At 55.7% G+C, this 24,400-nt stretch carries 19 protein-coding genes and 3 pseudogenes; 7 read left to right on the top strand and 15 right to left on the bottom strand.

Annotated elements, in window-relative coordinates; all coding sequences use genetic code 11:
- Positions 1 to 43: 43 nt before the first annotated feature.
- Together WB650_RS14195 and WB650_RS14200 are read right to left on the bottom strand one after the other, a co-directional pair.
- Positions 44 to 169: pseudogene (locus WB650_RS14195) on the bottom strand (double zinc ribbon domain-containing protein); the annotation flags it as partial.
- A gap of 985 nt (positions 170 to 1,154) precedes the next feature.
- Positions 1,155 to 1,406 (bottom strand): hypothetical protein, encoded by a 252-nt coding sequence (locus tag WB650_RS14200; RefSeq protein WP_423960911.1) that lies wholly within the window; start codon positions 1,404 to 1,406, stop codon positions 1,155 to 1,157.
- A gap of 124 nt (positions 1,407 to 1,530) precedes the next feature.
- Between WB650_RS14200 and WB650_RS14205 the strand changes: the two genes are divergently transcribed.
- Positions 1,531 to 2,664 carry a sensor histidine kinase gene (locus tag WB650_RS14205; protein ID WP_422306959.1) on the top strand — a complete coding sequence of 378 codons (1,134 nt, stop codon included), beginning with the start codon at positions 1,531 to 1,533 and terminating at the stop codon, positions 2,662 to 2,664.
- A gap of 507 nt (positions 2,665 to 3,171) precedes the next feature.
- On the opposite strand, the gene WB650_RS14210 is transcribed toward WB650_RS14205, so the two are convergent.
- On the bottom strand, positions 3,172 to 3,405 hold the full coding sequence (locus WB650_RS14210) for a hypothetical protein (RefSeq protein WP_422306961.1): 234 nt from the start codon (positions 3,403 to 3,405) through the stop codon (positions 3,172 to 3,174).
- 477 nt (positions 3,406 to 3,882) lie between these two features.
- On the opposite strand from WB650_RS14210, the gene WB650_RS14215 reads away from it, so the two are divergent.
- Positions 3,883 to 4,674, top strand: a complete 792-nt coding sequence (locus tag WB650_RS14215) for a class I SAM-dependent methyltransferase (RefSeq protein ID WP_423960914.1) — start codon at positions 3,883 to 3,885, stop codon at positions 4,672 to 4,674.
- Positions 4,675 to 5,617: 943 nt separating this feature from the next.
- On the opposite strand, the pseudogene WB650_RS14220 reads toward WB650_RS14215, so the two are convergent.
- The 4 genes and pseudogenes from WB650_RS14220 to WB650_RS14235 form a co-directional block, all read right to left on the bottom strand.
- Positions 5,618 to 5,864 (bottom strand): annotated as a pseudogene (locus WB650_RS14220) (rod shape-determining protein); the annotation flags it as partial.
- A 313-nt stretch (positions 5,865 to 6,177) separates the two neighbouring features.
- Complete coding sequence (locus tag WB650_RS14225) at positions 6,178 to 6,366, bottom strand: hypothetical protein (RefSeq protein WP_423960916.1); 189 nt, start codon at positions 6,364 to 6,366, stop codon at positions 6,178 to 6,180.
- A gap of 318 nt (positions 6,367 to 6,684) precedes the next feature.
- Positions 6,685 to 7,125 (bottom strand): hypothetical protein, encoded by a 441-nt coding sequence (locus WB650_RS14230; RefSeq protein WP_422301802.1) that lies wholly within the window; start codon positions 7,123 to 7,125, stop codon positions 6,685 to 6,687.
- Positions 7,126 to 7,798: 673 nt separating this feature from the next.
- Entirely contained in the window at positions 7,799 to 8,122 is a 324-nt protein-coding gene (locus WB650_RS14235; protein WP_422301804.1) for an RNA recognition motif domain-containing protein, read from the bottom strand.
- Positions 8,123 to 8,815: 693 nt separating this feature from the next.
- Between WB650_RS14235 and WB650_RS14240 the strand changes: the two genes are divergently transcribed.
- The gene (locus tag WB650_RS14240; protein ID WP_422303213.1) at positions 8,816 to 9,046 is read left to right on the top strand and encodes a KH domain-containing protein; all 231 of its coding nucleotides are present in this window, start codon (positions 8,816 to 8,818) and stop codon (positions 9,044 to 9,046) included.
- Positions 9,047 to 9,504: 458 nt separating this feature from the next.
- Positions 9,505 to 9,750 (top strand): sigma factor-like helix-turn-helix DNA-binding protein, encoded by a 246-nt coding sequence (locus tag WB650_RS14245; RefSeq protein WP_422303212.1) that lies wholly within the window; start codon positions 9,505 to 9,507, stop codon positions 9,748 to 9,750.
- 89 nt (positions 9,751 to 9,839) lie between these two features.
- Here the strand turns inward: WB650_RS14245 and WB650_RS14250 are convergent, their stop codons facing one another.
- The 4 genes from WB650_RS14250 to WB650_RS14265 form a co-directional block, all read right to left on the bottom strand.
- Positions 9,840 to 10,187: an MSCRAMM family protein gene (locus WB650_RS14250; RefSeq protein WP_423960918.1), complete on the bottom strand. Its 348-nt coding sequence runs from the start codon at positions 10,185 to 10,187 to the stop codon at positions 9,840 to 9,842.
- A 4,049-nt stretch (positions 10,188 to 14,236) separates the two neighbouring features.
- On the bottom strand, positions 14,237 to 15,148 hold the full coding sequence (locus WB650_RS14255; RefSeq protein WP_423960920.1) for an efflux RND transporter permease subunit: 912 nt from the start codon (positions 15,146 to 15,148) through the stop codon (positions 14,237 to 14,239).
- Positions 15,145 to 16,413 carry an efflux RND transporter periplasmic adaptor subunit gene (locus WB650_RS14260; RefSeq protein ID WP_422303209.1) on the bottom strand — a complete coding sequence of 423 codons (1,269 nt, stop codon included), beginning with the start codon at positions 16,411 to 16,413 and terminating at the stop codon, positions 15,145 to 15,147. The genes WB650_RS14255 and WB650_RS14260 overlap by 4 nt, the downstream gene beginning before the upstream one ends.
- A gap of 39 nt (positions 16,414 to 16,452) precedes the next feature.
- Positions 16,453 to 17,151, bottom strand: a complete 699-nt coding sequence (locus tag WB650_RS14265; RefSeq protein ID WP_422303208.1) for a TetR/AcrR family transcriptional regulator — start codon at positions 17,149 to 17,151, stop codon at positions 16,453 to 16,455.
- Positions 17,152 to 18,426: 1,275 nt separating this feature from the next.
- On the opposite strand from WB650_RS14265, the gene WB650_RS14270 reads away from it, so the two are divergent.
- The 3 genes from WB650_RS14270 (at position 18,427) to WB650_RS14280 (ending at position 21,223) form a co-directional block, all read left to right on the top strand.
- Positions 18,427 to 19,173 carry a glutathione S-transferase family protein gene (locus WB650_RS14270; RefSeq protein WP_423960923.1) on the top strand — a complete coding sequence of 249 codons (747 nt, stop codon included), beginning with the start codon at positions 18,427 to 18,429 and terminating at the stop codon, positions 19,171 to 19,173.
- Between the two features lie 412 nt (positions 19,174 to 19,585).
- Entirely contained in the window at positions 19,586 to 20,758 is a 1,173-nt protein-coding gene (locus WB650_RS14275; RefSeq protein WP_423960925.1) for an NAD(P)/FAD-dependent oxidoreductase, read from the top strand.
- 21 nt (positions 20,759 to 20,779) lie between these two features.
- Positions 20,780 to 21,223: a hypothetical protein gene (locus WB650_RS14280; RefSeq protein WP_422302365.1), complete on the top strand. Its 444-nt coding sequence runs from the start codon at positions 20,780 to 20,782 to the stop codon at positions 21,221 to 21,223.
- Between the two features lie 187 nt (positions 21,224 to 21,410).
- Here the strand turns inward: WB650_RS14280 and WB650_RS14285 are convergent, their stop codons facing one another.
- The 4 genes and pseudogenes from WB650_RS14285 to WB650_RS14300 form a co-directional block, all read right to left on the bottom strand.
- Positions 21,411 to 21,617 (bottom strand): DUF2924 domain-containing protein, encoded by a 207-nt coding sequence (locus WB650_RS14285; protein WP_423960951.1) that lies wholly within the window; start codon positions 21,615 to 21,617, stop codon positions 21,411 to 21,413.
- A gap of 99 nt (positions 21,618 to 21,716) precedes the next feature.
- Positions 21,717 to 22,490, bottom strand: coding sequence for a glutathione S-transferase family protein (locus WB650_RS14290; protein ID WP_422302363.1), 774 nt, complete (start codon positions 22,488 to 22,490; stop codon positions 21,717 to 21,719).
- 256 nt (positions 22,491 to 22,746) lie between these two features.
- Positions 22,747 to 23,621, bottom strand: a pseudogene (gene yghU / locus WB650_RS14295) (glutathione-dependent disulfide-bond oxidoreductase).
- Between the two features lie 37 nt (positions 23,622 to 23,658).
- Positions 23,659 to 24,363, bottom strand: coding sequence for a glutathione S-transferase family protein (locus WB650_RS14300; RefSeq protein ID WP_422302361.1), 705 nt, complete (start codon positions 24,361 to 24,363; stop codon positions 23,659 to 23,661).
- Positions 24,364 to 24,400 lie beyond the last annotated feature (37 nt).

The following is a 24,400-nucleotide window of genomic DNA, read 5'->3' on the forward strand; positions in this document are numbered from 1 at the left end:
TTGACGGCGCGGTGTTAGGAGCTAGCGCGGTACCGCAGTCCTCGCAGAATGCCGATGGAGGTGCGTTTTCAGAGCCACACTTCGGGCATCGATTGGAAATTGGGCTGCCGCACACTGCGCAGAACTTCTTGCCGGTCTTGCTTTCGGTTCCGCACTTCGAGCAACGCATTGATCCGTACCGCCCCCTCAGGACAACGCGATCTTGTATCACCAGCGCCCGCTTGCGGACATCGCCGACTGTCTGCCCAGCAGGGGAAAATTTGAACTCGGAATTATTAAGCTTGGCTATCGGCCTCTAGAATATGCGGGCCTCGGACCTCGACCGAAGGGGGACCGGAGATGGGTCAAGCACAGCCGAATCACTGGCGAAGAATATCTCTGCAGCATTGCTGCTTTATCTTGGGACTGAATAATGCGCCAATGTTGGGCACAATTCTGCCGCTCGATTGCCAAAAGGTACCGGGGGTTCGAATCCACCCCTCTCCGCCATGCAGTCCGCGGTTTTCGCGCTCTCCGCGGAAAAGCGAAAATGGTGCGCATGTTAGCGCATTCCTCCCACCCGAGGGCACCGGAGAAGCTTAGATTCAGCCGCCGGCAGCTGATTTATGCTAGATTCTCTCTGTCGAGAACCGAGCCGGTGCCCCTTTCACGCCATCATACGTTAGAGTTAGCAGCGCCTTTGCCTCCCTTGATTACCCATGCGGAGCCGCTAGCCGGCCAAGCCGCTTTGTTCTCCCACCGGTGAATCTTACATCGCGGCTATCAAGTAAGGCCCGCAGAGTACCGCAAGCGACCTGAGACTCATCGTTCTAAAATATTCCCGAACTTTTGAGTGGTGAAAAGCTTACCGACTTCTTGGCGGAAGCTACTGTCAGGTACGCAACCATGGCCTGTCAAGATGAAAATGTCTGAGAGCCGCGCGTTTCGCCTTGTCCAAGGCTGGCTGCGGTTCAGTAAATCATTTCGGCCCGCGAGGGCGACTTGGACCGACTCCATCGAGCAGCCTTTTATCTTCGGCACTGAGCTGCTCATGGACCTCTGGATTCACTCTAGCTAGCGACTTCAGGACTGACCCGGCGGATTATCCGAGTAACTTGCGGTCTTCCGGCGTGAGTGGGCCGCTAGACTTGGCCTCCAGCATCCTCAACACCTTCTCAGAGAATGCCTTTACACTGGTCACACTTTGACCGGCGTTTAGCTTTAAGGGTTCTGACGACGATGGAGTTTTCTCTAGCCTGTTTGAGGGTGATAAAGCCTTCGGCGCGCATCTGGGCAGCACGGGCAAGAACGCCTCTACGCTTGAGCAGTCGATAGGCGACTTCGCTGGTCAGAGTGCCGTCGGGGCGGCGAGTTTCGTCTATTGGGCAGAGATCCTTGCGGCGCGACATGCCCTCGGAATGTAGCATGCGATTCAAATTATGAAACTACCCGACCGGAGCGTCGCCTTTACGGCAACCAAGTAAATTTGCCATCGTAAATCCGAAGGCTCCACCGATCTGACCACCGTTCAACAAAGGCTGTTTAACGTTTATGCGAATCGCTCAATTCATTCGGTCGCACCCCAAAGAAATCGAAACAGGGTGGGAGCAGTTCGCCAAGGACCTATCAGTCTCTGGCCCAGATCTGACTGCTTGGGCGTTGCGCGATCATTTGCGAGAAATCCTGGTGGCCATGGCCGATAACATGGAGAGCCCGCAAAGCCAGGAAGAGCAATCAGATAAGAGCGAAGGCAAAGGGCGGCGGAGCGGTGCGCTCGACCGGATAAGCGCGCTGCACGCACGCATGAGGCTGAATTCCGGATTCAATCTCGAACAGGCGATTTCCGAATACCGCGCCCTGCGGTCGAGTATCCTGTTCCTGTGGGTGCAGAGCGGACCTTCGGACGAAGACGTGGTTCTTTCTGAAGTAACCCGCTTCAACGAGACCATCGACCAGGCGATCGCCGAGATAATCAGGCGCTATGCGGACCGAGCAGAACGCTACAGCGATGTTTTCCTTGGGGTACTCACTCATGAAGTCCGCAATCCACTCAATATCATCAAACTTTCTGGTCAATTGTTGCAGGCGGCCCCGCTTCAAGACGCCCAATCTCGTTCGGTAGAGCGCATTCTTAAAGCCGTTGGTAATGTCGATGGCCTGATGAACGACCTGGCTATACTGGTGCGTAGCCGCATGCGGGTTCCACTCCCGCTCAGGAGGACAGCGGCTGATCTTGGTGAGATCTGCGAACAAACATTAGAAGACGTCAGGGAATCTCAGCCCAATGTCGTTGTCGACTTAGCAAAGACCGGGGACCTTAATGGAAACTGGGATCGAGAGCGGTTAGGGCAAGTTGTTCTCAATCTCGTGATGAATGCCGTGATTCACGCCTCCGGAGAAAAGATTCGTGTTTCTGCTGAAGGCCGAGGACCTGACGTTGAGCTTCGGGTCACGAACCAGGGCCCGTCGATTCCTCCAGACCTGCAGAATTCGATTTTCGACCCGTTTGTGCGACGAGAAGTGGCGTCGCCCGGACTTATCAAAAGTGGACTCGGACTGGGCTTGTTCATCGTGAGAGAAATCGTCACCGGGCATGACGGCGTGGTCGAAGTCGTGTCCACCGAGTCGGAAGGCACGACCTTTACGGTTCGATTGCCTCGGGTCCCGCGCTCCAACGCTCCATGAGCGGAGAGACGTTGGCCGATCAAGCGGGACCATCCGGGACCAAGTGGAATCGCGGACCAGAGCGGGCTACGCCGGACGAGGGCGGACCGTGCATGCCGGTATAGGCAACGCGTTCAGCGGAATGCGATCACTTGGCTTCTGAAATATCCGTCTTCGACCAACTTCAAAATAGGTTGAGCCGTCCGGCTTCAGTGCAGCTTTCAATCCGCATCGGTCGCAGTGATGCCCGGACGGCGGTTCACCTGGCTTTGAATCTTCCACAAAGTGATGGCCCTTGAAATTCGGTATCATTTGCTTCCCTCACGTCTGGTTCGTGTACTTCTGGCGAACCCAAGCCCAAATCGCCGTCTCCAAATCTGTCAGTCTGTCAAAGCACCCATCGCAAAGAACAATGTCCATAGCGGCGTTCTGTCCAAGACTGAGCGCATCGATCAACCGTGGGGCACCAATTTCCCCGCAATGCTCACAGAGACCAGCATCGCACATGCGAAAACGATAGCAAACGCACTATTTGAGGCGAGTGTTTGAGTCTGTCACGGCTCGGAATCCGGCCAGCATAAGTCTCCTGAGGGATTCGGGCACATCGACCACACCGACCACCACTACCCCTTGATCATCGATGATGCCGCCGATGCGCGCGGAAGCAATTCCCGCCTTGTGGAGAATATCGCGCGCTTCTTGAGCGACCTTGTGGAACGACGAGCCGCTGCGCGGCTGTACAAAGATTCTGCTGTTTGTCAAATTAGGCACCTTCGCAGAAAAACTAGCCCGCGAGGTCAGCGGCGAGGTAGGGGGATCGATGCCCGAAAACGCTGTTGAAGACTACCGCTTTGCCCGTAGGGTTTGGAGTATCGCGCTAGTCTTTCGGCAGCATCAAACCGATTCGGGTCGTGGTGGCAGATTAACTGTAAGGATTACTATTTTCTTAGCTCAATCGGTCGCGATGGTCGCGAAACCACTTCCAGGTACTCGCGTCCGCGTACTTCAGCAACGGGAGCAAGCGACAGCACGGCGGGTCTTCATGTTCGCTTTCTATCGCACAACCCCTGAAAGCGGAAATGTTGCGAGTCGCTATTCTTTACGTCGGTCGGAAATCTCAAGCCTGCGAGAACGCTCGAGCTCGATGACGAATGAGTCAGTCAATTGTGACGGTACTACCGGCATACCGGCCCGCTTCCGGATGGCGCACACGCGGTAATCGCCTGCTATTCTCGGTAGATGGTCGAATCGATCGAAACCTCGCCCTTCGAAAAGGCCGCCCTTTACTATGACTTGCATCGCGCGCCTTACGCGCCAGCGGCATTGGATTACATCATTTCTGCCTTTAGCCTCTCCTCTGGCGCGCGGGTCCTCGATCTTGGTTGTGGTCCCGGCACGATCGCAATTCCTCTTTCCCGCACCGGCGCAGACATCGTCGCTTTAGACCGTGACACTGTAATGCTCGAGGAGGGTCGGCGATTGTCCGCCGCAAGGGCAGTTGGGCGGATTCGTTGGCTGTGCGCGCGCGTCGAAGATGCCCTGCCTGATCTTGGTCGGTTCCAATTGGTGACACTGGGCCAGTCCCTGCACTGGATGGATCGCGATCTCGTGCTTCACCAATTGGCGGACGTCGTTGAGGACGGCGGCGGGTTGGTTATTCTGGACGAGGGGCGACGCCGCCCACAGGAGAGTTGGGAAACAACTGCTCCGCAAGTCGTAGCGAAATACCTCGGCAGGCGCGGTCGCCATCCGATGAAGCATCGGGAATCTGTGCACGAGCCGTGCCTGGCGCGCTCGCGGCATTTTTCAGGCTTCACGGTGCGCGAATTTCCGTTTGCAATCACGCGCGATGTCGCATCCATCCTCGGTTGGGTCTTTTCCAGCGCGAATGCAACAAAGCCGATGTTTGGCATTCGGCTGGCGGACTTCGAGGGTGAGCTTACGGAAGCCTTGCTATCCCTGAATCCGTCTGGCGTCTTTGAGGAGAAGATCGAGACTGCGGTCTATGTCGCACCGAAGATAGTCAGCTGAAACTTCCTGATCTGTGAAAGGGGCTCGGGAGTTCGCATGGACTGTCTCCCCGCCAAGCAGTCCGCGATTTTCGCGTGCTCCGCAGAAACCTCGAAAATATTGCGCATGCTCGCGCATTTTCTTCGACCTGAGGGCACCGGAGAAGCTTGGATTCGAACGTCAGATGCTGATTTATGCTCGATTCTCTCTGCTGCGGATCGAGCCGGTGCCCCTTCCAAAAAATCTTCGCCAGGACAGCGCTTGCAGGTCGCGTCGCCTCGCGCTTTGATGGCTAGAGGCGATTCCTGCTAACGGAGAACTGTCGCTTGGTCGGAAACTCAACCTGCTCTAGGTGTGGCGCGTTCCAGTACGGTCGGCGCTCAGCGTTCTGCACGCGCTGCGGCGCCGCTCTCCATGAGCGGCACAACTTCCACTTCGCCCGCCTCCCTCGCTATCACAATGCGCCACGCACACAATCCGGGTGGCAGTCGGTTCCTCTCATCGTGAGGTTGGCAGTCTATGCGATTAGTGGGGTGGTCTTACTCTCCTTTGGATTTTGGCTGTTGATGGTTCTGGCGATTTTCGGAAAATCGCACCCCTGAACAACAAATCCATCCGCGCGCGCTTCGAACGTCTGGTTGTCCGAATCGACCACGAGCAGTCAAACGCGAGCAAGTATCGGCTTCTAAAGGACCTCCTTAGAAGACACAACATCTATATCTAGGGCACCTTCAATCGCCATTGGACAAACGCACGATATGGATCAAGGAAGCAATCGGACCAAACGATCTGCCCGACATACTAACGATTCTCATGGAACCCGAAGACGCTGAACTGACACGTCAAGTCGAGATTCGAACGTCAGATGCTGATTTATGCTCGATTCTCTCTGCTGCGGATCGAGCCGGTGCCTCTTCCAAAAAATCTTCGCCAGGACAGCACGCACGAGGGTCTTGTTCTTGAATCTTCCGGATGAAATAGCGGAGCATGTTCGTGGTGATCTCGAAATCGGCGATCACGCCGTCCCTAAGCGGCCGAAGCGCGACGATCGAGCCAGGCGTGCGGCCGAGCATCTTTTTCGTCTCCGAACCGATCGCCAACACTCGCCGCGAGCCGCTCGAGGGTTTTTGCATCGCGACCACGGAAGGCTCGTTGCACACGATTCCTTCGCCCTTGACGTAAATCAGAGTGTTGGCGGTGCCCAGATCGATCGCGAGATCATCAGAGAACTAGCCGTAAATGGAATCGAAGACCATCCGAATTAGCCCTTTTGGCTCCCCGTGACTGACGCCCACAGCCTGAATAACAACCCGCCAACGTACCCAAAGCTTGAAGACCATTCTGCGTTCCAGAGGTTTGATCAACGCTAGCTTAGACAATCGGCGATCGCTATGGTGCCCCTACTCAAAACTCCGAAGGCAAGGGTATATGGCTAGAGTTCTATGAGGCCTTCACCGATCGTATCGCATGCTCTCGCTTTGGCTTTAACGGATCAATCGCGTGAAACAATCTCTAGCATTTTCCCTAGCAATCTGAATTTGAAAACGCGAGTGACTTGATTTGGTTTTGAGTAAACTCAAGGGAAAACGCTGGCTGTCCAAACACACCCGCCAACGCATCTTTTAGTTCTATTTTCTGCTCTTGGCTGATGTTGGATTCCGCATCATGGTCGGCGTTGTATTGGGCGATGTAGACCCCGATCATTTCGGACAACACAGCTGTCAATTCTTGGGGCCCAATGTCTTTGCATAAAGCTCTTTCCTCGGGCAGGGGCAGCGAATTCCGAAGTCAAATTAGCACTGCTACTAGCCTCTAACTACCTAAGTGACGGACGGTCTAGTCACTGGACGAAGTCAGTTATGATTTCCTCGATGATGTCTTACACCGAATGAATATAAGTCAGATGAGGCTCAAGTCTGCGCGATGAAGATGGAGCCAATCAATAGAGAGCGCGCGTTCCGCGCTTCAGAAAAAAAGCCTCAGCTTGCTCCGCAGCTCTGTGACCGATTGACGATTCATTGAGATCGATACTTACCTAATGAATTCCTTATTGGTAGGGGCTGCTTCGTCGGGCTTGCTCTTCAGCGCCTCAAGGAGTTCCGGTATGTGCTGCAACGCCTTGATTCGAACCTGACGTGAAGCATCCAGCAGCCGAGTCGACCCTGGAATCGGAAGCGGATACCACTCGAAATCACCACTACACGAATCTCTCTCGCCCTCCCGGACCCGCACAGCAAGGGACCAATCAGTGCCGGTCATCGCAAAACCAAGTTCGGTATCCTGATACCTATATTCGCTGATTTGGACACTCGAAAGCGAATCAGGAACCCATACCTCAAATCCGAGATTCATCTTGGTGAGCTGGGTTTCCACAGCCGCCAATACGGAGTTAACCGTCTCGGTTCCCGCATTCAACTCGCTCACGCTTTTGTTGAGTTCGGAGAGCAGATTAGAAAATTCGATGTCGGACATTCTGATTCCTCAAAGACCTTTCCGGCCGTTATGAGCAGGTCCCCCTCATTTCGTCCGATCGGTCAATTCCAGCATGAGACGGATTCGATTCTGGCGGCGCTCCGGCCGCGCGGGGCGCTCTGATTTGACGAGCGGCGGAGCAGAAGGCATACCAGAATCACCATCTGAATGGGCGCCTAATTTCCTAGATACCTTGCGCTCGCAGCTTTCGCCATCAGCTTTTCCCGCTGATCCTTGGTAAATCGGGGATCCTGCAAGGGCGTAATGTTGGTGCGGCGCAACTTGACGTATTCATTCGACTGGTAGTCAGGCTCAGTCGGTAGCGAACCTAACTTAAGGCTCCTCGTAACTGTCCTTGTAACTGTCCTTACTATACCCGATACGAGTGACATAAGGCGTACCTCTCAAAGTGAAGCGACGGTCAGCAAGTATAATCGCTCAAGGTACCGAATCTTTTCATTCGTGCGTTGTCTTTCTGCTTTTGTTTCCGCAATTTTTCTCAGTGGCGTCTTTCTTAGTCCTTTTCGATTGACCGACAAACTCAGTCTCGTTTCTTTTTTCCGGGAGGATCGTACACGCCACCTGAAGCGATCTGTAGTCATTGATCCCGTACCACCTCCGAGCTCTTTCAAAGCAAAAGCTGGTGGTCTGTCATGGCGAACGCAGAGAGCGCCTACCAGCGAGCGCCACCGCGGTCGTGGCCGCCGCTTCGGTGGGTGCCGCTGAGGTTGCCCGCACCGAAACTCGATTCTCGGGGCTTCGCTTCGTTCACCTTGATGCTTCTGCCCTTGAGTTCGGTATCGTTGAATTGCTCTATGGCTTTGGAAGCATCCTCCGCATTCGTCATCTCGACAAAACCGAAGCCTTTGGATTGGCCCGTAAATTTGTCCATGATGACGGCGACACACTGCACCTGACCTATCTTTGAAAACAGCTCTTCGAGATCGCTGTTGGAAACCGAATAGGCCAGATTGCCTATATACAATTTGCTGGGCATTTTTTGCCCTCCATTTGGTATGTGCCGGGAAGCTCGAACAGAAAACCCGGGCTCATTCCCGAGTTCAGATGAGGGAAACAATCCGACCGTTGTGTAGTCAGCATATTAGGATTTGTAACGCTACCGGCTCTCTCCAATTGCGTTTCGCGCATGGAGACGAGGTCGTACCATAGAACCTCTGTCAGGCCTTCCCGTCTTACGATTTGTGTTGGTCTAGCGGAACGTGGCCAAAGGCCAGCGGAATGGCCACTGTCGGGCTGGATCAAAGTCGGATGTGATTCGTTCTCGCGGTTCCGACAAGCCAACGTGTATTCCCATTGCATGGGGAAAGTCAAATAAGCCGCGCTAATTAGGTAGTGAGTATACAGTGCATTTCATTGCAAGCCGGTAGGAATAGCTAATCATCTGTTAGCCGACGTTCAGCCGCAGCTTGTTGTGGCGTTGGCGTTCGAGATCAGGACGGCCGTCAGTGGATCGTGCGATTCGTAATATGATTCTGCAGATCAACGCCGGCGACCCGTTCCAGGGTGTGCTCCCGTTCCAACGGCGAGCCTTCCTCAAGCGCGATATTGAGATAAGTTCAAGCTGAACTGTCTTCATTTTTGGCGCATATCTATAGGACGTGGCCAAGGCTAAGCTCGGTCATGGCGGCTTGTGAACACTTCCCCCTAAATTTCTTCAACGAGGCCAGCCATGAAAGAGCTAGTTCGATTGTTGGCGCAGCAGCTGGTTAACAACCCTGACGCGGTCGAAGTCAAGGAGACAAGAGGCGACGCAGCCACGCTGCTTGAGTTGCGCGTAGCGAAGGAAGACTTGGGCAGGGTAATAGGCAAGCAGGGCCGTACCGCGAAGTCGATTCGCACGATCCTCAACGCGGTCGCAGCACGGAACAACTGCAAGGTTAATCTAGAAATCGTAGAGTGATCACCGAACGCTTAGGCGAGCGCATTAGCGTGGCGGCGCTTCATGGGACTTTGCCTAGACAAAAGAGCCCGTGGAATAGACATCCCGTTAACAGGGCTGGGCAGCTCGCATCGCCCCTCACCGTTCGCGCTGCTTACCTGCATCTGGTTCTCGGAACTCTCGAGGCGCCGTTTTCGGGCGCCGATCGAATTATGAATAGCGATAAGCCTAGTGGCGGCGGTAAGTTTGACAAAATCCCATAAGGAAGCGTCCTGTAAGTGCGAATCTGCATCGCAAAGTTTAAAGACCGATCGGGGCATTTACCTCGAGGTCGAAGGCCATGCCTGTCGAGTGGTTAATTTCAAAGAGGAACCGCCGGACAGCGCGAAAATAGTCTACGATGTACACGATACGGCAAAGGAATTTAAGAAGATGGCGCTTCCCCTTACCCGCCAATGTATTATTGGAAGGGTTGATCGATGAAGCGGCAGGTTAAGGCAAGAAAATCTACTTTGCCGGATGTGAATCATCCGGAAGAGAAAGCCAGACAACTCTTGGCGGAGTTGCTGCTGCGGGAACAACGAATCATCAGGATGCGCTTCGGCATCGATAGTGAGGTTTATGCTGTAAAAGAAATTGCCAAAGTTCTCCAAATCTCGGAGGCTGAAGTCCGCGCAGTAGAGGATAAGTTTCGCGGGCGATTTAGACAAACTGGACCAACCTAAGACCCGCGCGTGGCGACGTGCCCCAAACCCTCTTGCGGTTGTTGAAGCGAAAGGAAGCGCTGGAACAAGACGGACTCAAGCACCTTTACTTAATGCACCACTAACTTGAAGTTTGCTGTTTGTCCGGATTGGATGTGCACGCTCTGCGGCTCATCGCTCGCGCCGATCAACGTGTAAGTTCCCGGTGGTAAATCGAACTCGATAATACCCGTGCTGTCCGTAGTTCCCGAAGCCACAACACTCTTATCGGCAGGATTCAGGATCGAGACCTTGTGGCCGCTCAATCCGGCGTTCGGCTCAGCAAGCTTCTTGACGAGCTTCCACGAGACAGCCTGCACCGAAACCTTGCCATTTGGAGGCGAGCTCTGCAGATAGCTGCACCCGACTGCGTTGACGAACAGGATCGCCATCGCGACTAGAAAAAAAAGATATCGCACGATTCCGGACTGTATTACGATTTTGTTGGTGATCCCAGAGGGAATCGAACCCGATTTCCCGACCTGAAAGGTGCAAAGAATGTTCGTTGAGCTTCGCGGTCTCGACCGCCGCTTCAGCCGACGCCATAGCGGCCGCACTGGCGCGAGTGTTTTGGTTAGTGTGATCAAAATCCTGCCTGCTGATCACTTGTTGGTCGTAGCGAGGATAGTAGCGAGAAAGGTCCTGCGCATTGTGCGATGAGCATTTTCGCTTGCCTGATGACTACGACAAGAAATACGTCGCACGAACTAGAGAAACCAACGCCGAGAAGGCATACCCCTCCGCCCTCGTCCGGCTCAACCCGCTCTGGTCCGCGAAAACTTATCCCAGTTGATCCCGATTCGTTCCGCCTCGTCCCGCACTATCTGTGCAGATGCCTGACTTTCTGTGCAGGAAGGACTAAGTATGCAAAGCCGACCTGGATGAGATCACTGTGCCTATATTCGAGTCTGGAACAGCTTGGCCTCAGCACAGCTTTCATGCCGCATCTTTCGCAGTGATGTCGCGATGGTGCTTCATTGGTCTTGGTATCTTCTACGAAATGGTGGCCCTTAAAATCCGCAATCACGCGTTCTCCTCGGTTAAACACTCAAGTGGCGGTTTCGTATTGGGGAAACACCTCGGCTGGTTTACATGCCCGTTGCTAGTCGGAGTCGGGCTGGCGCATCACGCGCTGGCCCGTTCTTTTTTCAATCAACGTATATGTAGTGTTACAAAAGGAACCGCTAGGAACTACTGAGCTCTTGGGTTCCTTGAGTTTTCGCTATGTATTTTTTGTCGGCATCGCTCAGCGAGCGAAAATGCTCCGTGCAGATGAAGTAAGACCATCGGCCAACAAACTTAGCACTGCCTAACTTAACGCATCCCTTCGCTTGGCAGCGGTTCTGTCCGGTCGCCTTTTGCTTGACGCTATTGAGTGATGCGCGCTTCTTCATGCCTTCTCCCAGGGTTCTAACTCCGAAAACTTCGCCGATGCTCCCATCGATCCATTTCCTCAAAGACGGAACGCAACGTTCCCAGAGCCGATGAGAACGGAGTACCCAAACTACCGGGCAGAACGTGGCCAATTAGAAGCGTGCGGAGCGCCTTCATATCGTCACCCGGTTTGAGCTTCCTGTACGCTTTCCGAAATCCATCGAACACTTCGATTGCTTCAGGCTCTGTCATTCAAAAAGCATAACAAAACCGTATATCGAAACAACGAACACTCAAGAAAGCGAAAAGCCGAACCCCCCATTTTGGATTGTCGAATTGGTTTGCTCGGCGCAAGTGATGAGCCAGAGCCCGTGCAGGTTCAATCCGGGCAAACGACAAACTTCAAATTGGTGGTTCACGAAAAACAGAAGGAGCTGACCCAGAGCCCGCTCGTTACCCTTGCGCAATGATCAGGTGGCCTTCCGCATACGCGTGCAACGGGTCCATCAGGCCACTCGCAGTGCGATTGGCACCCGACCGAAAACAGTTCCTTGCTAAGAAGGATACCTACGAGGGGGCGTTCTTTTGTCGGCTTCTCGAGACAACGCGTTGATCAAAGGTTGCTTGTCTTCCGGTGATCGTTTCCGTTTTCCGAGTACGCGATTTTATCAGGCGTAGACGAGTCACGTAAAGCGATACTACCGATCAGATGTTTCACTGCTTTCCCGCACAGACTCCAGCATTTTCTGCCGATCCCATTCGGCCACGCGGACCACACGCACAATACCCGTCTCTACGGTTTCAAAAACTCTTTGAATGTCGTGGTAACTATAGCTTTCGCTAGCATTGGCGTTAGGTCTTGGTCTCGTGATGAAGCTGAAGACATTGCGATGTGTGCAGCGACAGTCAACAACGCGGCGTTCTGCCGTTCCAGCGCGCGCAGTATTCTAGTCTCAATGGTAGTGAGAACGGCTCTGAGGGCGGGTGCCGTAAGTTGCTTCGTTTCCTTTGGGCTGGCCATTTTGTTTCCCTTCGAACTTAGATCGTTACGGTCGTTGGCTCCGGCGTCGTGGGTGCAGCCGGAAACGATTGATGTCGTAAAGTGCTGACTGGGAATCTTAATGTATGCATCAGGGCGAGGCCGTTGGCTCTCGCGTCGCGGTCGGCGCTATGGACGTTCTTTAGAGCCGTCAAAGCGATCAAGCTGTGAAATTGTTTGGGCGTAGCCCATTGCACGCAGACGACTATATTATAGACCCTTGCGCGGCGCGTTGGTTTCATCGATTGGACAGAGCGGCCTTGTTCGCCGGGCTACTATGGTTAAGGCGCGCATTCTGATCACTCAACTGCATGCGCGACGGAACGTTCGCCGCAAACGATTCGCGTGCAGCGATCTGACCAAGACTGGGGAGGCGCCTCGTCTCGAAGCTTTAGCGAGCTCGTGCCAAGTTTGGCGCATCCCTTCACTTCGCATCGACTTCGTTGTGGAGTTCCATACCAAAGCATAACAGGACAGCTCGTTGAGACAACGAAACGCCAGCCCCAGCGTGACTAGCCTCAAAACACCCGATTGTTAAAATGACATCTGTCGGTTCAGAGCACACGGACTGGAGCCGATGGCACGCTTGGCCATATGCCCTCTGAAGCGGAGGCGTGCTTTTGGATCGAGGGGCGATGGCTTACTTTCCCTCTGAGGTTCGGGCGGTAGTCGGCTCTCACGCGTTTCGCCGCCGCCATTTTTGCTCCGATCACTGGATCCCTACGCCACGGTGGCGCTCCGCGTCCCACTCTTCACGGGTTTTGTAACCTCAAAAGTTGAACTGGCCGCTGGCGCGAAGTCGGCGTTTGGTGTTTAGCGTTCAGCCGGTACTTGCATCGGCAGGATCAAGGCCCAGCCGCGGACCAGCACTTCGCGGTGGCTATAGGCAGTCGGCACCGAGTAGTCGTTACCGCGGGGTGGCGCACCAGAGACAACGAGTTGACCCAAGTAGCCTTCTCATCGCAGGCATCGTAGGGAGTCGCCGTAGCGGCAGCAAGGCAGCCTGATCTCGTACCAGCCGCTCGCCGATCGAGATGTCCCGGTGAAGGAGTTTGGCTGAGGAGGCTGCGAACGGGCATCGGCTCGATTCCCGACGGAGAGAATATGGACAGGGCAGTCGCACACGATTTTCTTGTTAAAGTGGTATCGCCCTCGAAATGAACGCGGGTCAGCAGAGTCCATTCCGCGCGAAGCTCGCGGTCGCTCGACGATGGTATTGGAATAACTGCGTTGGCGAGTTGAGGAGAGCTCGGCATTACCTTGAACAGTCGAATCGTCGCTATGCACGGTTGGTCGCGGAAGCAAAGAAACGTGGGGATTCGAACGAAGTTGAAAGCATTGAGGCCGAATGGTCCGCTGATGTCGATGGAGATCGTTCAGACTATGATCTCGCGCAGACGCATTATTGGATGAGGCGTGCCGCCCGGTATCACGTGCCTACTCCTGAATACAATGACACACGATATTGGAACCAGAGTTCTTACGACGGAAGGTATCATCTGACAGTCGCGGGCATAGATGATGTCGAGAAGAGAATAGATGAGAAACGCGCAAGGAACGCAAGCATCTTTTCCGCCAGAGTGACACCAACTATCGGAATCATCGGAGCGGTTACGGGCCTTGCGGCCGTTCTCGCGCACTGTTGATTCGCCTATTGTATTCCGTCTTAGCCTGTAACTTTGATCCACGTCCCCAAGGAAAACTGAGCGCCATGGCAGATGAAGTTGCTCGTGAGATAATCGAGAATGCTCTGAAGGATCTGATCGACACAAAGCACCTATATCAAACGGTTGCGGTTGACTTCCGAAAGGCTGTCGCACGTGATGCAATTATGCAGCTCACGTATGCCAAGCGCTTAGCCGAGCAAGCGAAGGACCCAGCTCCGACGATCGAAGAGATTGAAGGAAGATTGAGCGCAGAAATGGCGCTTCGCAATTGGACGATCGGATATCCGATACAGGGCTCCATTATGATTATGGTGCCTCCTGTTAGAACCCTATGCGGAAATTGCAAGGACGTTGAACCCTTTAACCTCCGCAATGGCTTGCAGTCAGTTCATGCATTTCCGGGCCTGGAGGCTGGCGACCAAGTGTTCTGTCTGGAGTTGGAGTGCCAAAGATGCAGAAAAAATGTGATCGTGTTCGAGATTGGAAAGAACGCCGATTCCTTCAACCGCGTGATGCGGCCGTCGGTGCCCACCTTGACGACAATGTCGCCGAACTCGGACGGAGCGGTCAGCCGGCCCTGCGCATTCAACGTGTACTGGAAGGCAGAACTCTCCTTGGGAAGCGGCGGTCCGCCGACTACTCCCGCTGCGACCTGGATGTTCTGCTCTCTGACCGCGTTGACGACGTCGCCCGCAGTCATGTTTCGCGCCGCGATCTCGTCGGGATTGAGCCACAGCCGCATCGAGTAGTCGCGCACGCCGAACAGATTGATGTCACCGACGCCCGGTAGCCTGGCTATCTGATCCTTTACTTGCAAGGTGACGTAGTTGCTGAGGAACAGCGCGTCGTGCGATCCGTCAGGCGAGAAGAAGGCGATCGCCAAGGTTATATCCGGCGATGCTTTCTTGACAATGATACCCTCCTGCTGGACCTCCGGCGGAAGCTGCGGCTGTGCGATCGCCACCCGGTTCTGCACCTGCACCTGGGCTACGTCGAGGTTGGTGCCGACCTTGAACGTCACCGTCAGGGTCAGGCTCCCGGTATTGGTCGATTGGCTCGACATGTAGAGCATGTTCTCGACGCCGTTTATCTGTTCCTCGATCGGCGTGGCTACCGTCTTTGCGACGGTCTCGGCATTGGCGCCCGGGTAGGTAGCGCTGACAGTTACGGTCGGCGGAGCGATCTGCGGATATTGCGCGATTGGCAGCGTGAACAACGCGATCGAACCGGCAATGATCGCGACCAGCGACAGAACGATCGCGAAGACCGGACGGTCAATAAAGAAATGCGCGCTCTTCACTGGTGCACCTTCGAAGAAGATCGCGAATCTGACTGAGCGGCCGTTCGCATGTCGGGAATCGCTTGCGCGATCGGCGCGGTGGCCGTGTCGCGCTCCATTGCGTCCAGCGATTGAGTGGGAACCGGCACTTCGTGCGGGATGACCTTCGCCCCGGACTGCGCAAACTGCATTCCGTTGACGATGACCTTTTCACCCGACTTCAGGCCGTCGGTGATCGATCGCAGATTGCCGAATAGCGCGCCCAACTTGACTGGCCGCTGCCGCACGACGTTGTCGGCGCCGACGATTAGAAGGTAGCGCTCATCCTGGTCGGCGTTCACCGCCGCATCCGGAATCAGCAGCGCATGGTAGCGTCCGCTGGCCGGAATACGCATGAGGGCGAACAGCCCCGGCGTCAGTATGGTCGTCGGGTTGTTGATCACGCATCGGATCTGCTGGGTTCCGGTATTCACGTCCACCTGGTTGTCGACAAAATCGATCGCGCCTTGGTGCGGAAAATTCTTCTCGTTTTCGAGTTGCACAGAACAGGCAATGTTTGCTCTCGCGACGTTGCCCTTCTCGTCCCTTAGAGCTAGCTCCTGATAAAGCAGCGCGGCGCTTTCGGGAACGTTGATGTAGCAATAGAGCGGGTCGATCGAGACGATGGTCGTGAGCGTCGTTGGCTGGCCGGAACCGCCGTTGACCAGGTTGCCGACAGTCACGTTCATTCGGCTCACGCGGCCGCTGATAGGAGCTCTAACTTCCGTCCATTCCAGATTGAGGCGGGAAGTCTCGAGCGCCGCTTCGGCCGCATCCAGCGATGCGGCGGCCTCACCGTAAGAGGCTTTGGTCGTGTCGAAGTCCGATGGTGCTATGACCTGGGCCTTAATCAGCTCGACGGAACGGCCGAAGTCAGCTTTCGCCTTGACCGCCGTCGCCCTGGCCTGGGCTACAGCAGCTTTCTTGTTGTCGAGATCGGCCTGAAACGGGCGCGGGTCAATTTTGAACAGCAACTCGCCCGCTTGGACGATTGCACCTTCCTGGAAAGGCGCCTGTTCGATAAGTCCACTGACGCGTGCGCTAACGATCACCGTTTTGGGAGAGGAGAGATATCCGCTGTATTGATCCCAACGGACCACGTCGCGCTGAACTGGTCGGCTGACCGTGACCGTCGCGGGCGGAGGTGCCTGCGGCGCTTCCGCTGGTTTGCAGCCCGGAAGGAGTGCCACTGCGAGTGCAACAAATACCGATGCCAGTACAAATCGGCGCAACAGAATGTGATTCATCCAAACTACCTGCGATCAGTTGCCCTGAGGTTACGATCCTTAATGCCGGCCGCCGCCGGCTGCGGCGCTAGGCGGAGATTGCTTTCTGGCCTTCACCGGACCCTGTTTCTTCGCTTCGAGCTTGAGCCCGTCGCCGCTTTTGATAGCGGGAGCGAAGAGGCGCTGCCCGATGCATTCAAGGCAGGCAGTCCACCTCTGCCGGAACTCGGGATCGAGCGGGTCCATGCCTGTAACCAGCGAAATGACCTGAGGCAGGATCAGAGGAAATATGCGCAAGGCGCAGCTCACGAGAAGCAACATCTCTTCGTCGGCGTCGGCAGGTAACATTCCGCTGGCTTTCGCTCGCCGCCAGCGAGCAACCTCTGACTGCAAGAAGGCCCGACGCTCCTCTTCCGCGACCAGCTTGCGGTTAGTCTTGTCGAGCGCCTCCCACTGCCACATCCGAAGCGAGTCGATGTCGTCACAACACTCGTCAAACCCGGTTACCAGGCTGCTGGCGAAGTCCTCCTCCGGCGTCGATTCGATCATTGCTGCTTTGGCAGCCAACTTTTGTTTGAGTACGGCTCGATACAGCCCCTCTTTGGATTCGAAGCAATAAAAGATCATGCGCTCATTAACGTGCGCCCGGCGGGCGATCGCGTCAGTCCGCGCGCCGGCGAAGCCATTCGCTGCGAATTCCCTTAGTGCTGCCGCCATGATCCGTTCCCGGGTGCGATTCAAATCGCGCTGCTGTTGCATTGCTGTTGCGTCCTCATTTATGTAGATGCTTAATTAGATTAAGTATAGACTTAATCACGCAACAGTGTTGCCGGGAACCCTCACCACAAAGCTTCTTTCGATTTCAGGCGCGGATCATCGGCTGCGATGCACGTGGCAACCGCGGAGCAATCCGGGCAATCCTGCCTCGCTCGTTGATTGGCTTGCTCGACTGCCTTTCTGCACTCCGCGGCCGTACCATATGACCCCGCTATTTCCCACGTGTTCAGTGGCTGCGTCGAATAAGCAACGTAAAACCCGGTAGACGGGTTGCGTCGGGATTCCACTGAGCCCACCGGCGGCATCATCAGATACCATCCGGCCAGCGCGAGCATTGCGGCGTGGCGGAAATTCATACGCGCTCTTCTCCGGATAAATTTCCCTACTCCTTTATGTAAATGCTTAATTGTGTTAAGCAGCCGCTTAATCCGACGCAAGGGCCGTGCCCGAAACGTTCACTGCCACTGCTTGAAGAATTTCTGCCGACCGGGCCCGGGAGTTCGCGAAAGGCAAAATCTATCGCGAAATGCGTGTGAACGGCGGAGTCGGTTTATTTAGAGCTACGAGGTAAATCGCGAGTTCGACTCCAGCTAGGATATCCTTCGCGAGCGCCATCACCCCTTCGGGTCGTTCAGCGGCTTTGGAGAATATGAGTTCGCGCGACTGAACGCAGAACAAAGTTCAGGTCTTTCGCGGTGCGGCGCAAGCGGCGCGCTCGACCTTCGAGAGCAGCTCAATTCTATTTTCAGTTTTGAGGATTTCGTGGACGACGACCGAAATCAAAGTTGAGGCAAAATGCTTCCCAAGTTCGCATCTCCCGGTTGCAGGAGCCTGCAATGACACAATCCGCTGCCATCAAAAGGGAGATCGTTTATCGGCGCCCGGTGGAAGTTGTTGACAGCGCTTTCCCGTCGCCGCTGCGATCGGTGTCAGAGTCTATTGGGGTCGCGGTAATAGTTATGTTCTTGCTGGGTTCCACTGGATTGCTCGACTGGGCCAACGGTCTCCCGGTTGGAACAACGATCGGCGACACGCTCTCAAATCTGGCGCAAAGGTGGAACGACGCCGATGACTTATCTACACCTGATTCAGTTCGCCGAACTGTTGCGTCAAACCTGGCAAGCTCTTCAAAACCTATAGTAACCAAGAACCCCCTGTCCGCGCGATCCCTTGAAACCGCAAAATCAGACGCCGGCCCGATCGCTACTTGAGCTTGTGCCTGCATCAGTGCTCAAAGTACGCGAGTCGAACCCCTTCATGCTTGAGCTCTACCATGCCCACATATCGACCTGCAGCCAGAAGGTACGGCTTTGTCTCGCCGAGAAGCGGCTTGAGTGGACGAGCCACCCGATCGAGCTGCATCGAGGCGAGCAGCTGACGCCCGCTTACCTCGCCCTCAACCCAAACGGCGTGGTTCCGACCCTGGTTCACGATGGTCGCGTGGTGATCGATTCGTCGGTCATCTGCGAATATCTGGAGGAGATTGCAACGACCCAAGGCACACGGCTGATGCCTGCCGATCCGTTCGGTCGAGCGACGGTTCGCGCGTGGCTGCGGTACATCGAGGAAGTGCCGACTGTCGCGATTCGAATCCCATCGTTTAACCAGCTGTTTCTCGCCGGATGGTCACATCTGCCGCAGCAGGCGCGGGACACGTTCATCGCGCGGACGCCGCTACGGAAAGGCCACTATCGAACCTTTGGAACCGAGGGTTTCGCCAAGGCCACCGTCGATGAGTCGATGGAGAGGCTCCGGCAAACTGCCGAGCGTATCGATGCAGCAGTCGCGAAGGGCTCGGCTTGGCTCGCAGGTGAAGCGATCTCTCTAGCAGACCTTTGCGTCCTTCCCACCATAGTTCGAATGAGTGATCTGAATCTTGAGCATGTGTGGGGCGGACTCCGTTATTTCCAGAGCTGGTACGAACGGATCAAGGCTCGGCCCTCGTTCGAGAAAGCCTTCTATCCGGAAGCCCGCGCGACAATAAAACATCCTTACGGTAGTTGAGCTAAACCTCTCGCAATTCAAAACCTCGTCCGCGCTGCCGCGCTTCGTCGCGCGACCTGCCCGGAATTAGAAATTCACCGCAGACGGGTCGAGCTCGGACTCCACGAGTTATTCCTCAGATAAGGTTTTGAGAAACGAGCGACCAATTCTCCGAACGGGGTCTCGCAAACAGCGACAAAGTGCGGCATGCGGGCTGTGTCGCTACATGTCGTCTTAGCCTTCTCATCGGTTCCTTAAGATCTTCCTAAAGCGGCGCCTATAGTCGGGAGGAACCACGATGAGGTATCAGACGGGGTTTCGCATAGACGTATGAAGCTTGATCCCATCCTGTCGCCGGATCGAAACGGCGCAATCGCTGATGTTCAGTTCCCGGCCTTTGAAACAAATGATCTTCGCCGACATCTTAGTAACGATGACCTCGGCTCTCGACTGCGATGTGCTGGTCGCCGGCGGCGGACCCGCAGGGCTCGCCGTTGCAATAGCCGCGCGAATGAACGGTCTGAGTGCGATCGTAATCGAGCGCCAGCCCTCTCCACCTGATAAAGCTTGCGGCGAATGCCTCATGCCGCCGGCAGTATCAGCGCTCAACCGGCTGGGCGTGCTGGATTTAATCGATCCCGCCCGTCGCGCCTCGATCGACGGCATTCGATTCAAACAAGAAGGCGCTGCGTCGGCCGAGGCCCGACTACCATCACCGGGCGGACTGGGCGTCAGGAGAACCGAGCTGACTGCAGCGATGATGCATCGAGCGCGCCGACTCGGCGCGGAAATTCACCAGCGCACCAGCGTACGCGGCTATCGTGTCCAGCAGGACCATGTGCTTGCAGAAACGGATGTTGGGCCAGTGCGCGCCCGATTCCTTGCTGCCGCAGATGGCCTTCACTCGCGCATGCGCTCTATGGCTGGATTGCAGGCGACCTCGAGCCGACCGCGGCGATTCGGGATACGCCAACATTTTCGCGTCAAGCCGTGGTGCCGCTTCGTCGAAGTTCACTTTGCCGAAGGAGTTGAGGCCTATGTCACTCCGGTCGGTGCCGAGCGCGTAGGTGTCGCATTCCTCTGGGACGACGCGCGCGTGGCGCGGCATGGCGCTTCAATCGACAAACTTTTTGAACGCTTTCCTTCCATTTCGGTCCGCCTTGCAGGAGCGGAGGTGGATTCCCGTCCGCGAGGTGCGGGTCCGATGGCACGTACGGCACGCTCGCGAATCGCAGACCGTTTTGCGCTGGTGGGAGATGCGGCAGGTTATATCGACGCGATCACAGGCGAAGGGCTGTCACTTGCGCTCGTCTCGGCGCTCACTCTTGGCAGGATACTTCCCACCGCGCTCGAATTAGGCGGGTCGCGCGAGACACTCCTCGCGTACCAGCGCGAATCCGCGCACCAGTTCCGCCGCTACGCGTTTGCGACAAAGATCATGCTTGCCTTTGCGCGCCGTCCAGCGCTGCACGGGCCAGTAATCGCAATGCTCGCGCAATACCCTCAAATGTTCTCAGCGCTAGTCCACTTCGCTGTCGGCTCGCGCCCGGCAGGAGAGCTGCCCGAGAACACCCCATCGCTGAGCCCTGTGGAATCGGAAGATTGAAGCCTATCTAGGAGGAAGAATATGCGTTCAGCGAAGGTTCTAACATTGTTCGCCATCGGACTGGCGCTCGCAAGTTCCGGCTGCGGTGCGCTGGAGGCCGCCAGGTCGGAGCACGTTGAAAAGCAAATGGCCTTCGAGCATCGCGTTGACACTGCTCATGTCTGGGTCACCACGGAGGCGCCTCCAGCCGGCAAACCTTACTCTACGCTCGGCGAGTTAAGTTACACCGAGCCGTTCTCGCCCGACGCGATCGACGAGGCCAAGATCAGCAACAAGCTGAAAAAAATTGCACTCGAGAAATGGCCCGACATGATCGACGCGATCGTCAACGAGAATCAAACGGTTTCGGCCGACGGCTCGCAGATCACGGTCACGGGGAAGGCAATTCAATACGACTCGTCGGTTGATCGGGCAGCCTTGCATCACCTAAACGACGAGCTCGTCGCGTCGCCCAATGGCAACTGATAGTTCTCTCTCTAGAACGCGGCAACTAATCGGGCGTGGGTGATCCGCGATGCGTTCCCTTCATTGGAACAGACCGAACCCTCGCCTCGACCGACAGCGCATAGAGAGTTTGTAAACTTATGCTTATCGCCACTTGCAACGCTTCAAATCGATCCTTTAATAAGGAGCTAGCTAGCGGATGGGGCCCTTAGCGTGCTCCATTGGCCGCCTCCTTCGCCCGCGCCTTGACCCCGAAGAACAAGGGTCCTGACCACTGCCTCCCGGTGATCATCCGGGCCACCTGCGAGAGAGAACGATAACGCTTGCCGCGAAACATCACCCCGTTCTCGACCACCGTGACCTCATGCCGCGTACCGCCCCATTCCCGGCCGGCCGGACGCTTTTTTGAAATCAGTCTTCACACACCGTAGCGGGCGAAGCATTGAGCAAGGACAGTTGTAATTTTATTAGCCTGTCTCTATTTGCCCTCTGACACTTCGGTCATTGTCGAGTGCTACTCAGTCAGTATCGACTTGACGCGCAAGATGGCGTCGCTGCCTGCCTGTCCCATCAGTTCGAGATACTTCGAGTCGCGGTAGTCCGTGATAGCGCTGAAGTTTTTTCGATGCTTCGATCGATCCATCCAATCTGCCACCGAAGCCCGTGCGCCTTCCCACATCCATCCGAGCGATAGGTCTTCGAGTCGCAGGATATATGGCAGCATCGCCGAATCGGCGAGACTGTATCCGTTACCGGCCAGCCATGGCGTCGATTCAAGCTGATGCGCCATTTTCGCCAGGACGCTGTCGTAGTATCGGACCGCCTCGGGAAACCGAGGATGCTCAAGCTTTTTCCTCACCAGGCTCTTGTAATGTGCGGTCTCGACTGGATTCGGACGGTTTTTTAGCTGTGCGCCGCCCTGCGCTTCGATCTGACGACCGAACGCAATCGCGATGCTTAATGTCGCGCATGCATGATGCAGCCCCGTGTCAGGAATTTGGGTCCACATTCGCATCTCTGCACGGTGCAGCGGGTCGCTGGGACGCAAAGGAGGGTCTGGGTACGCATCATCGAGATATTCGCAAATAATGGTCGACTCAATGATCGGCTTGCCCCGATCAACCAGCGTTGGCACTACCCCGTTAGGATTGAGCTTGTGATACTCGCGTGTATGTGATTCGCCCTTGCGAAGATCCAAGTGATGCTCGATCGGCTTCAACCCCTTCTCGCGGAGCACGAGCATAACCTTCTCCGAACATACCGACATCCTGCTGTGATAAAGTTCCAATGATTTTTACCTTTGGCGCATGGCACCTGTGTTATCAAACCCCTGTGTGGCCACTCCACGACTTCGCGATTACGACGGACTCATGCTTCCAATTGAAAATAATCCATTGATAGCGAGAAGGGTATTGCCGAAGCCTGGCCTCTCGCGCTGTACCGGTAGATATTGGCGACCCAGAAACCGGCCCCCCGTGTCTTGAAGGCACCGCCATCTTCTAGAGGGTCTGATGACGAATCGTTAGGTTACACGCGCAGGTTAGTTAACTTGTCACGGCGAGTTTGTCCTGCGTCCTTGTGGTGAAATCGTCAGCGTCGTGGCGCTCATGCAATTGACTCGACAATCCTCCGAACGTGCGGTTGACAATCCGACCGCGTTGGACGGGCGGTCGTTCAAGCAGGACGTCGGCCCAGCGGAGGACGTTCACGTAGTCTTGTACGCTCAAGAACTCAGCAGCGCCATACAACCAGCCCTTCGTCAGCCCCCCGTACCACGGAAAGACGGCAATATCGGCAATCGTGAAGTGTCGCCCGCAATGTATTTGGTTTCGGCCAGCCGCCGGTCGAGCACGTCTAGCTGACGCTTCACCTCCATCGCGAAACGATCGATCGCATATTCGATCTTCGTCGGCGCGTACGCGTAAAAATGACCGAAGCCGCCGCCAAGATAGGGCGCGCTGCCCATCTGCCAAAAGAGCCAAGAAAGGCACTCCGCGCGTGGTCCGGTCTCAGTCGGCAGGAGGGCGCCGAATTTCTCGGCCAGATAGACCAAGATTGATCCCGATTCAAAGACGCGAATCGGCGTAGGGCCACTGCGATCTACGAGGACAGGGATCTTGGAATTGGGGTTCACTGCCACGAAGGCGCTGCCGAATTGGTCGCCTTCACCGATCTTGACCAGCCAAGCATCATATTCTGCGCCGCTGTGCCCGAGCGCGAGAAGCTCTTCAAGCATGATCGTAATTTTTTGACCGTTCGGGGTGCCGAGCGAATAGAGTTGGAGTGGATGTTTGCCAATAGGCAGTTCCTTTTCGTGCGTAGAACCGGCGACCGGACGGTTGATGCTGGCAAACTGACCACCGTTCGTTTTGTTCCAGGTCCAGACCTTTGGCGGCGTGTATGAAGCGTTATCACTCATGTTTAACCTCTTAGGAGTCTCTACGTGCGACGCATGATCAAGCTGTCGGCGGATAGTTCGAAGGAAACAGCGCGCGCTTCGTTTCCTCGTCGTTGACCTTCTTGAAGTTGTGGTCCCTACCCACGGCGCGCGCTCGAACGACCGCCGGCCGAGCATCTACCGTATGAAATAGGCGCTTCAGATGGGGGTATGGGGCTAGCGGATCATCCGCGCCTTTGCGCACGCGCGAAGCGCGATCAAGCCAGCCCCAGGCCGACATATCAGCGATCGTATATGTGTCGCCAACAATGAAGTCGTTTCCGGCAAGGTGATCGTTGAGCACTTGATAGTGTCGTTCGGCTTCGCGACGGTAGCGGTTTACCGCGTAAGCAAGCCCTTCGGGGGCGGCGAATTGGAAATGTACCGCTTGGCCCGAGAACGGCCCGAGGCCCGAGGCGATGAAGAGCAGCCAAGAGAGCAGCTCGGGGCGATCGTTCGGCGCGCCGAGGAACTTGCCGGTCTTCTCGGCGAGATAAATCAATATAGCGGTAGAATCGAAGACGCGAGCTTTCCGACCACCGGGGCCGTCGGTGTCGATAATCGCTGGGACCTTTCCGTTGGGATTGATGGCCCGGAAGGAGGGGTGGTGCTGCTCGCCTTTGCTGGTGTCAACGGGGATCGTCTCGTAAGCGAGGCCCGCCTCCTCGAGAAAGAGTGCTACCTTCGCCGGGTTTGGCGTCGGGTGGAAATACAATCGGATCATAGTCTTTGCCTCGTGATTTGGCAGGCCCTTGCAGTTT

This window comes from Binatus sp. (SeqCode) (assembly GCF_049584895.1).
Classification (GTDB): Bacteria; Desulfobacterota; Binatia; order Binatales; family Binataceae; genus Binatus.

Coding starts and splice junctions, on each gene's coding strand:
- WB650_RS14205 (WP_422306959.1), top strand. CDS start 1,531: ATGCGAATCGCTCAATTCATTCGGTCGCACCCCAAAGAAATCGAAACA.
- WB650_RS14240 (WP_422303213.1), top strand. CDS start 8,816: ATGAAAGAGCTAGTTCGATTGTTGGCGCAGCAGCTGGTTAACAACCCT.
- WB650_RS14235 (WP_422301804.1), bottom strand. CDS start 8,122: ATGCCCAGCAAATTGTATATAGGCAATCTGGCCTATTCGGTTTCCAAC.
- WB650_RS14230 (WP_422301802.1), bottom strand. CDS start 7,125: ATGTCCGACATCGAATTTTCTAATCTGCTCTCCGAACTCAACAAAAGC.
- WB650_RS14270 (WP_423960923.1), top strand. CDS start 18,427: ATGCTTGAGCTCTACCATGCCCACATATCGACCTGCAGCCAGAAGGTA.
- WB650_RS14215 (WP_423960914.1), top strand. CDS start 3,883: ATGGTCGAATCGATCGAAACCTCGCCCTTCGAAAAGGCCGCCCTTTAC.
- WB650_RS14265 (WP_422303208.1), bottom strand. CDS start 17,151: ATGCAACAGCAGCGCGATTTGAATCGCACCCGGGAACGGATCATGGCG.
- WB650_RS14300 (WP_422302361.1), bottom strand. CDS start 24,363: ATGATCCGATTGTATTTCCACCCGACGCCAAACCCGGCGAAGGTAGCA.
- WB650_RS14275 (WP_423960925.1), top strand. CDS start 19,586: ATGACCTCGGCTCTCGACTGCGATGTGCTGGTCGCCGGCGGCGGACCC.
- WB650_RS14245 (WP_422303212.1), top strand. CDS start 9,505: ATGAAGCGGCAGGTTAAGGCAAGAAAATCTACTTTGCCGGATGTGAAT.
- WB650_RS14200 (WP_423960911.1), bottom strand. CDS start 1,406: ATGCTACATTCCGAGGGCATGTCGCGCCGCAAGGATCTCTGCCCAATA.
- WB650_RS14280 (WP_422302365.1), top strand. CDS start 20,780: ATGCGTTCAGCGAAGGTTCTAACATTGTTCGCCATCGGACTGGCGCTC.
- WB650_RS14260 (WP_422303209.1), bottom strand. CDS start 16,413: ATGAATCACATTCTGTTGCGCCGATTTGTACTGGCATCGGTATTTGTT.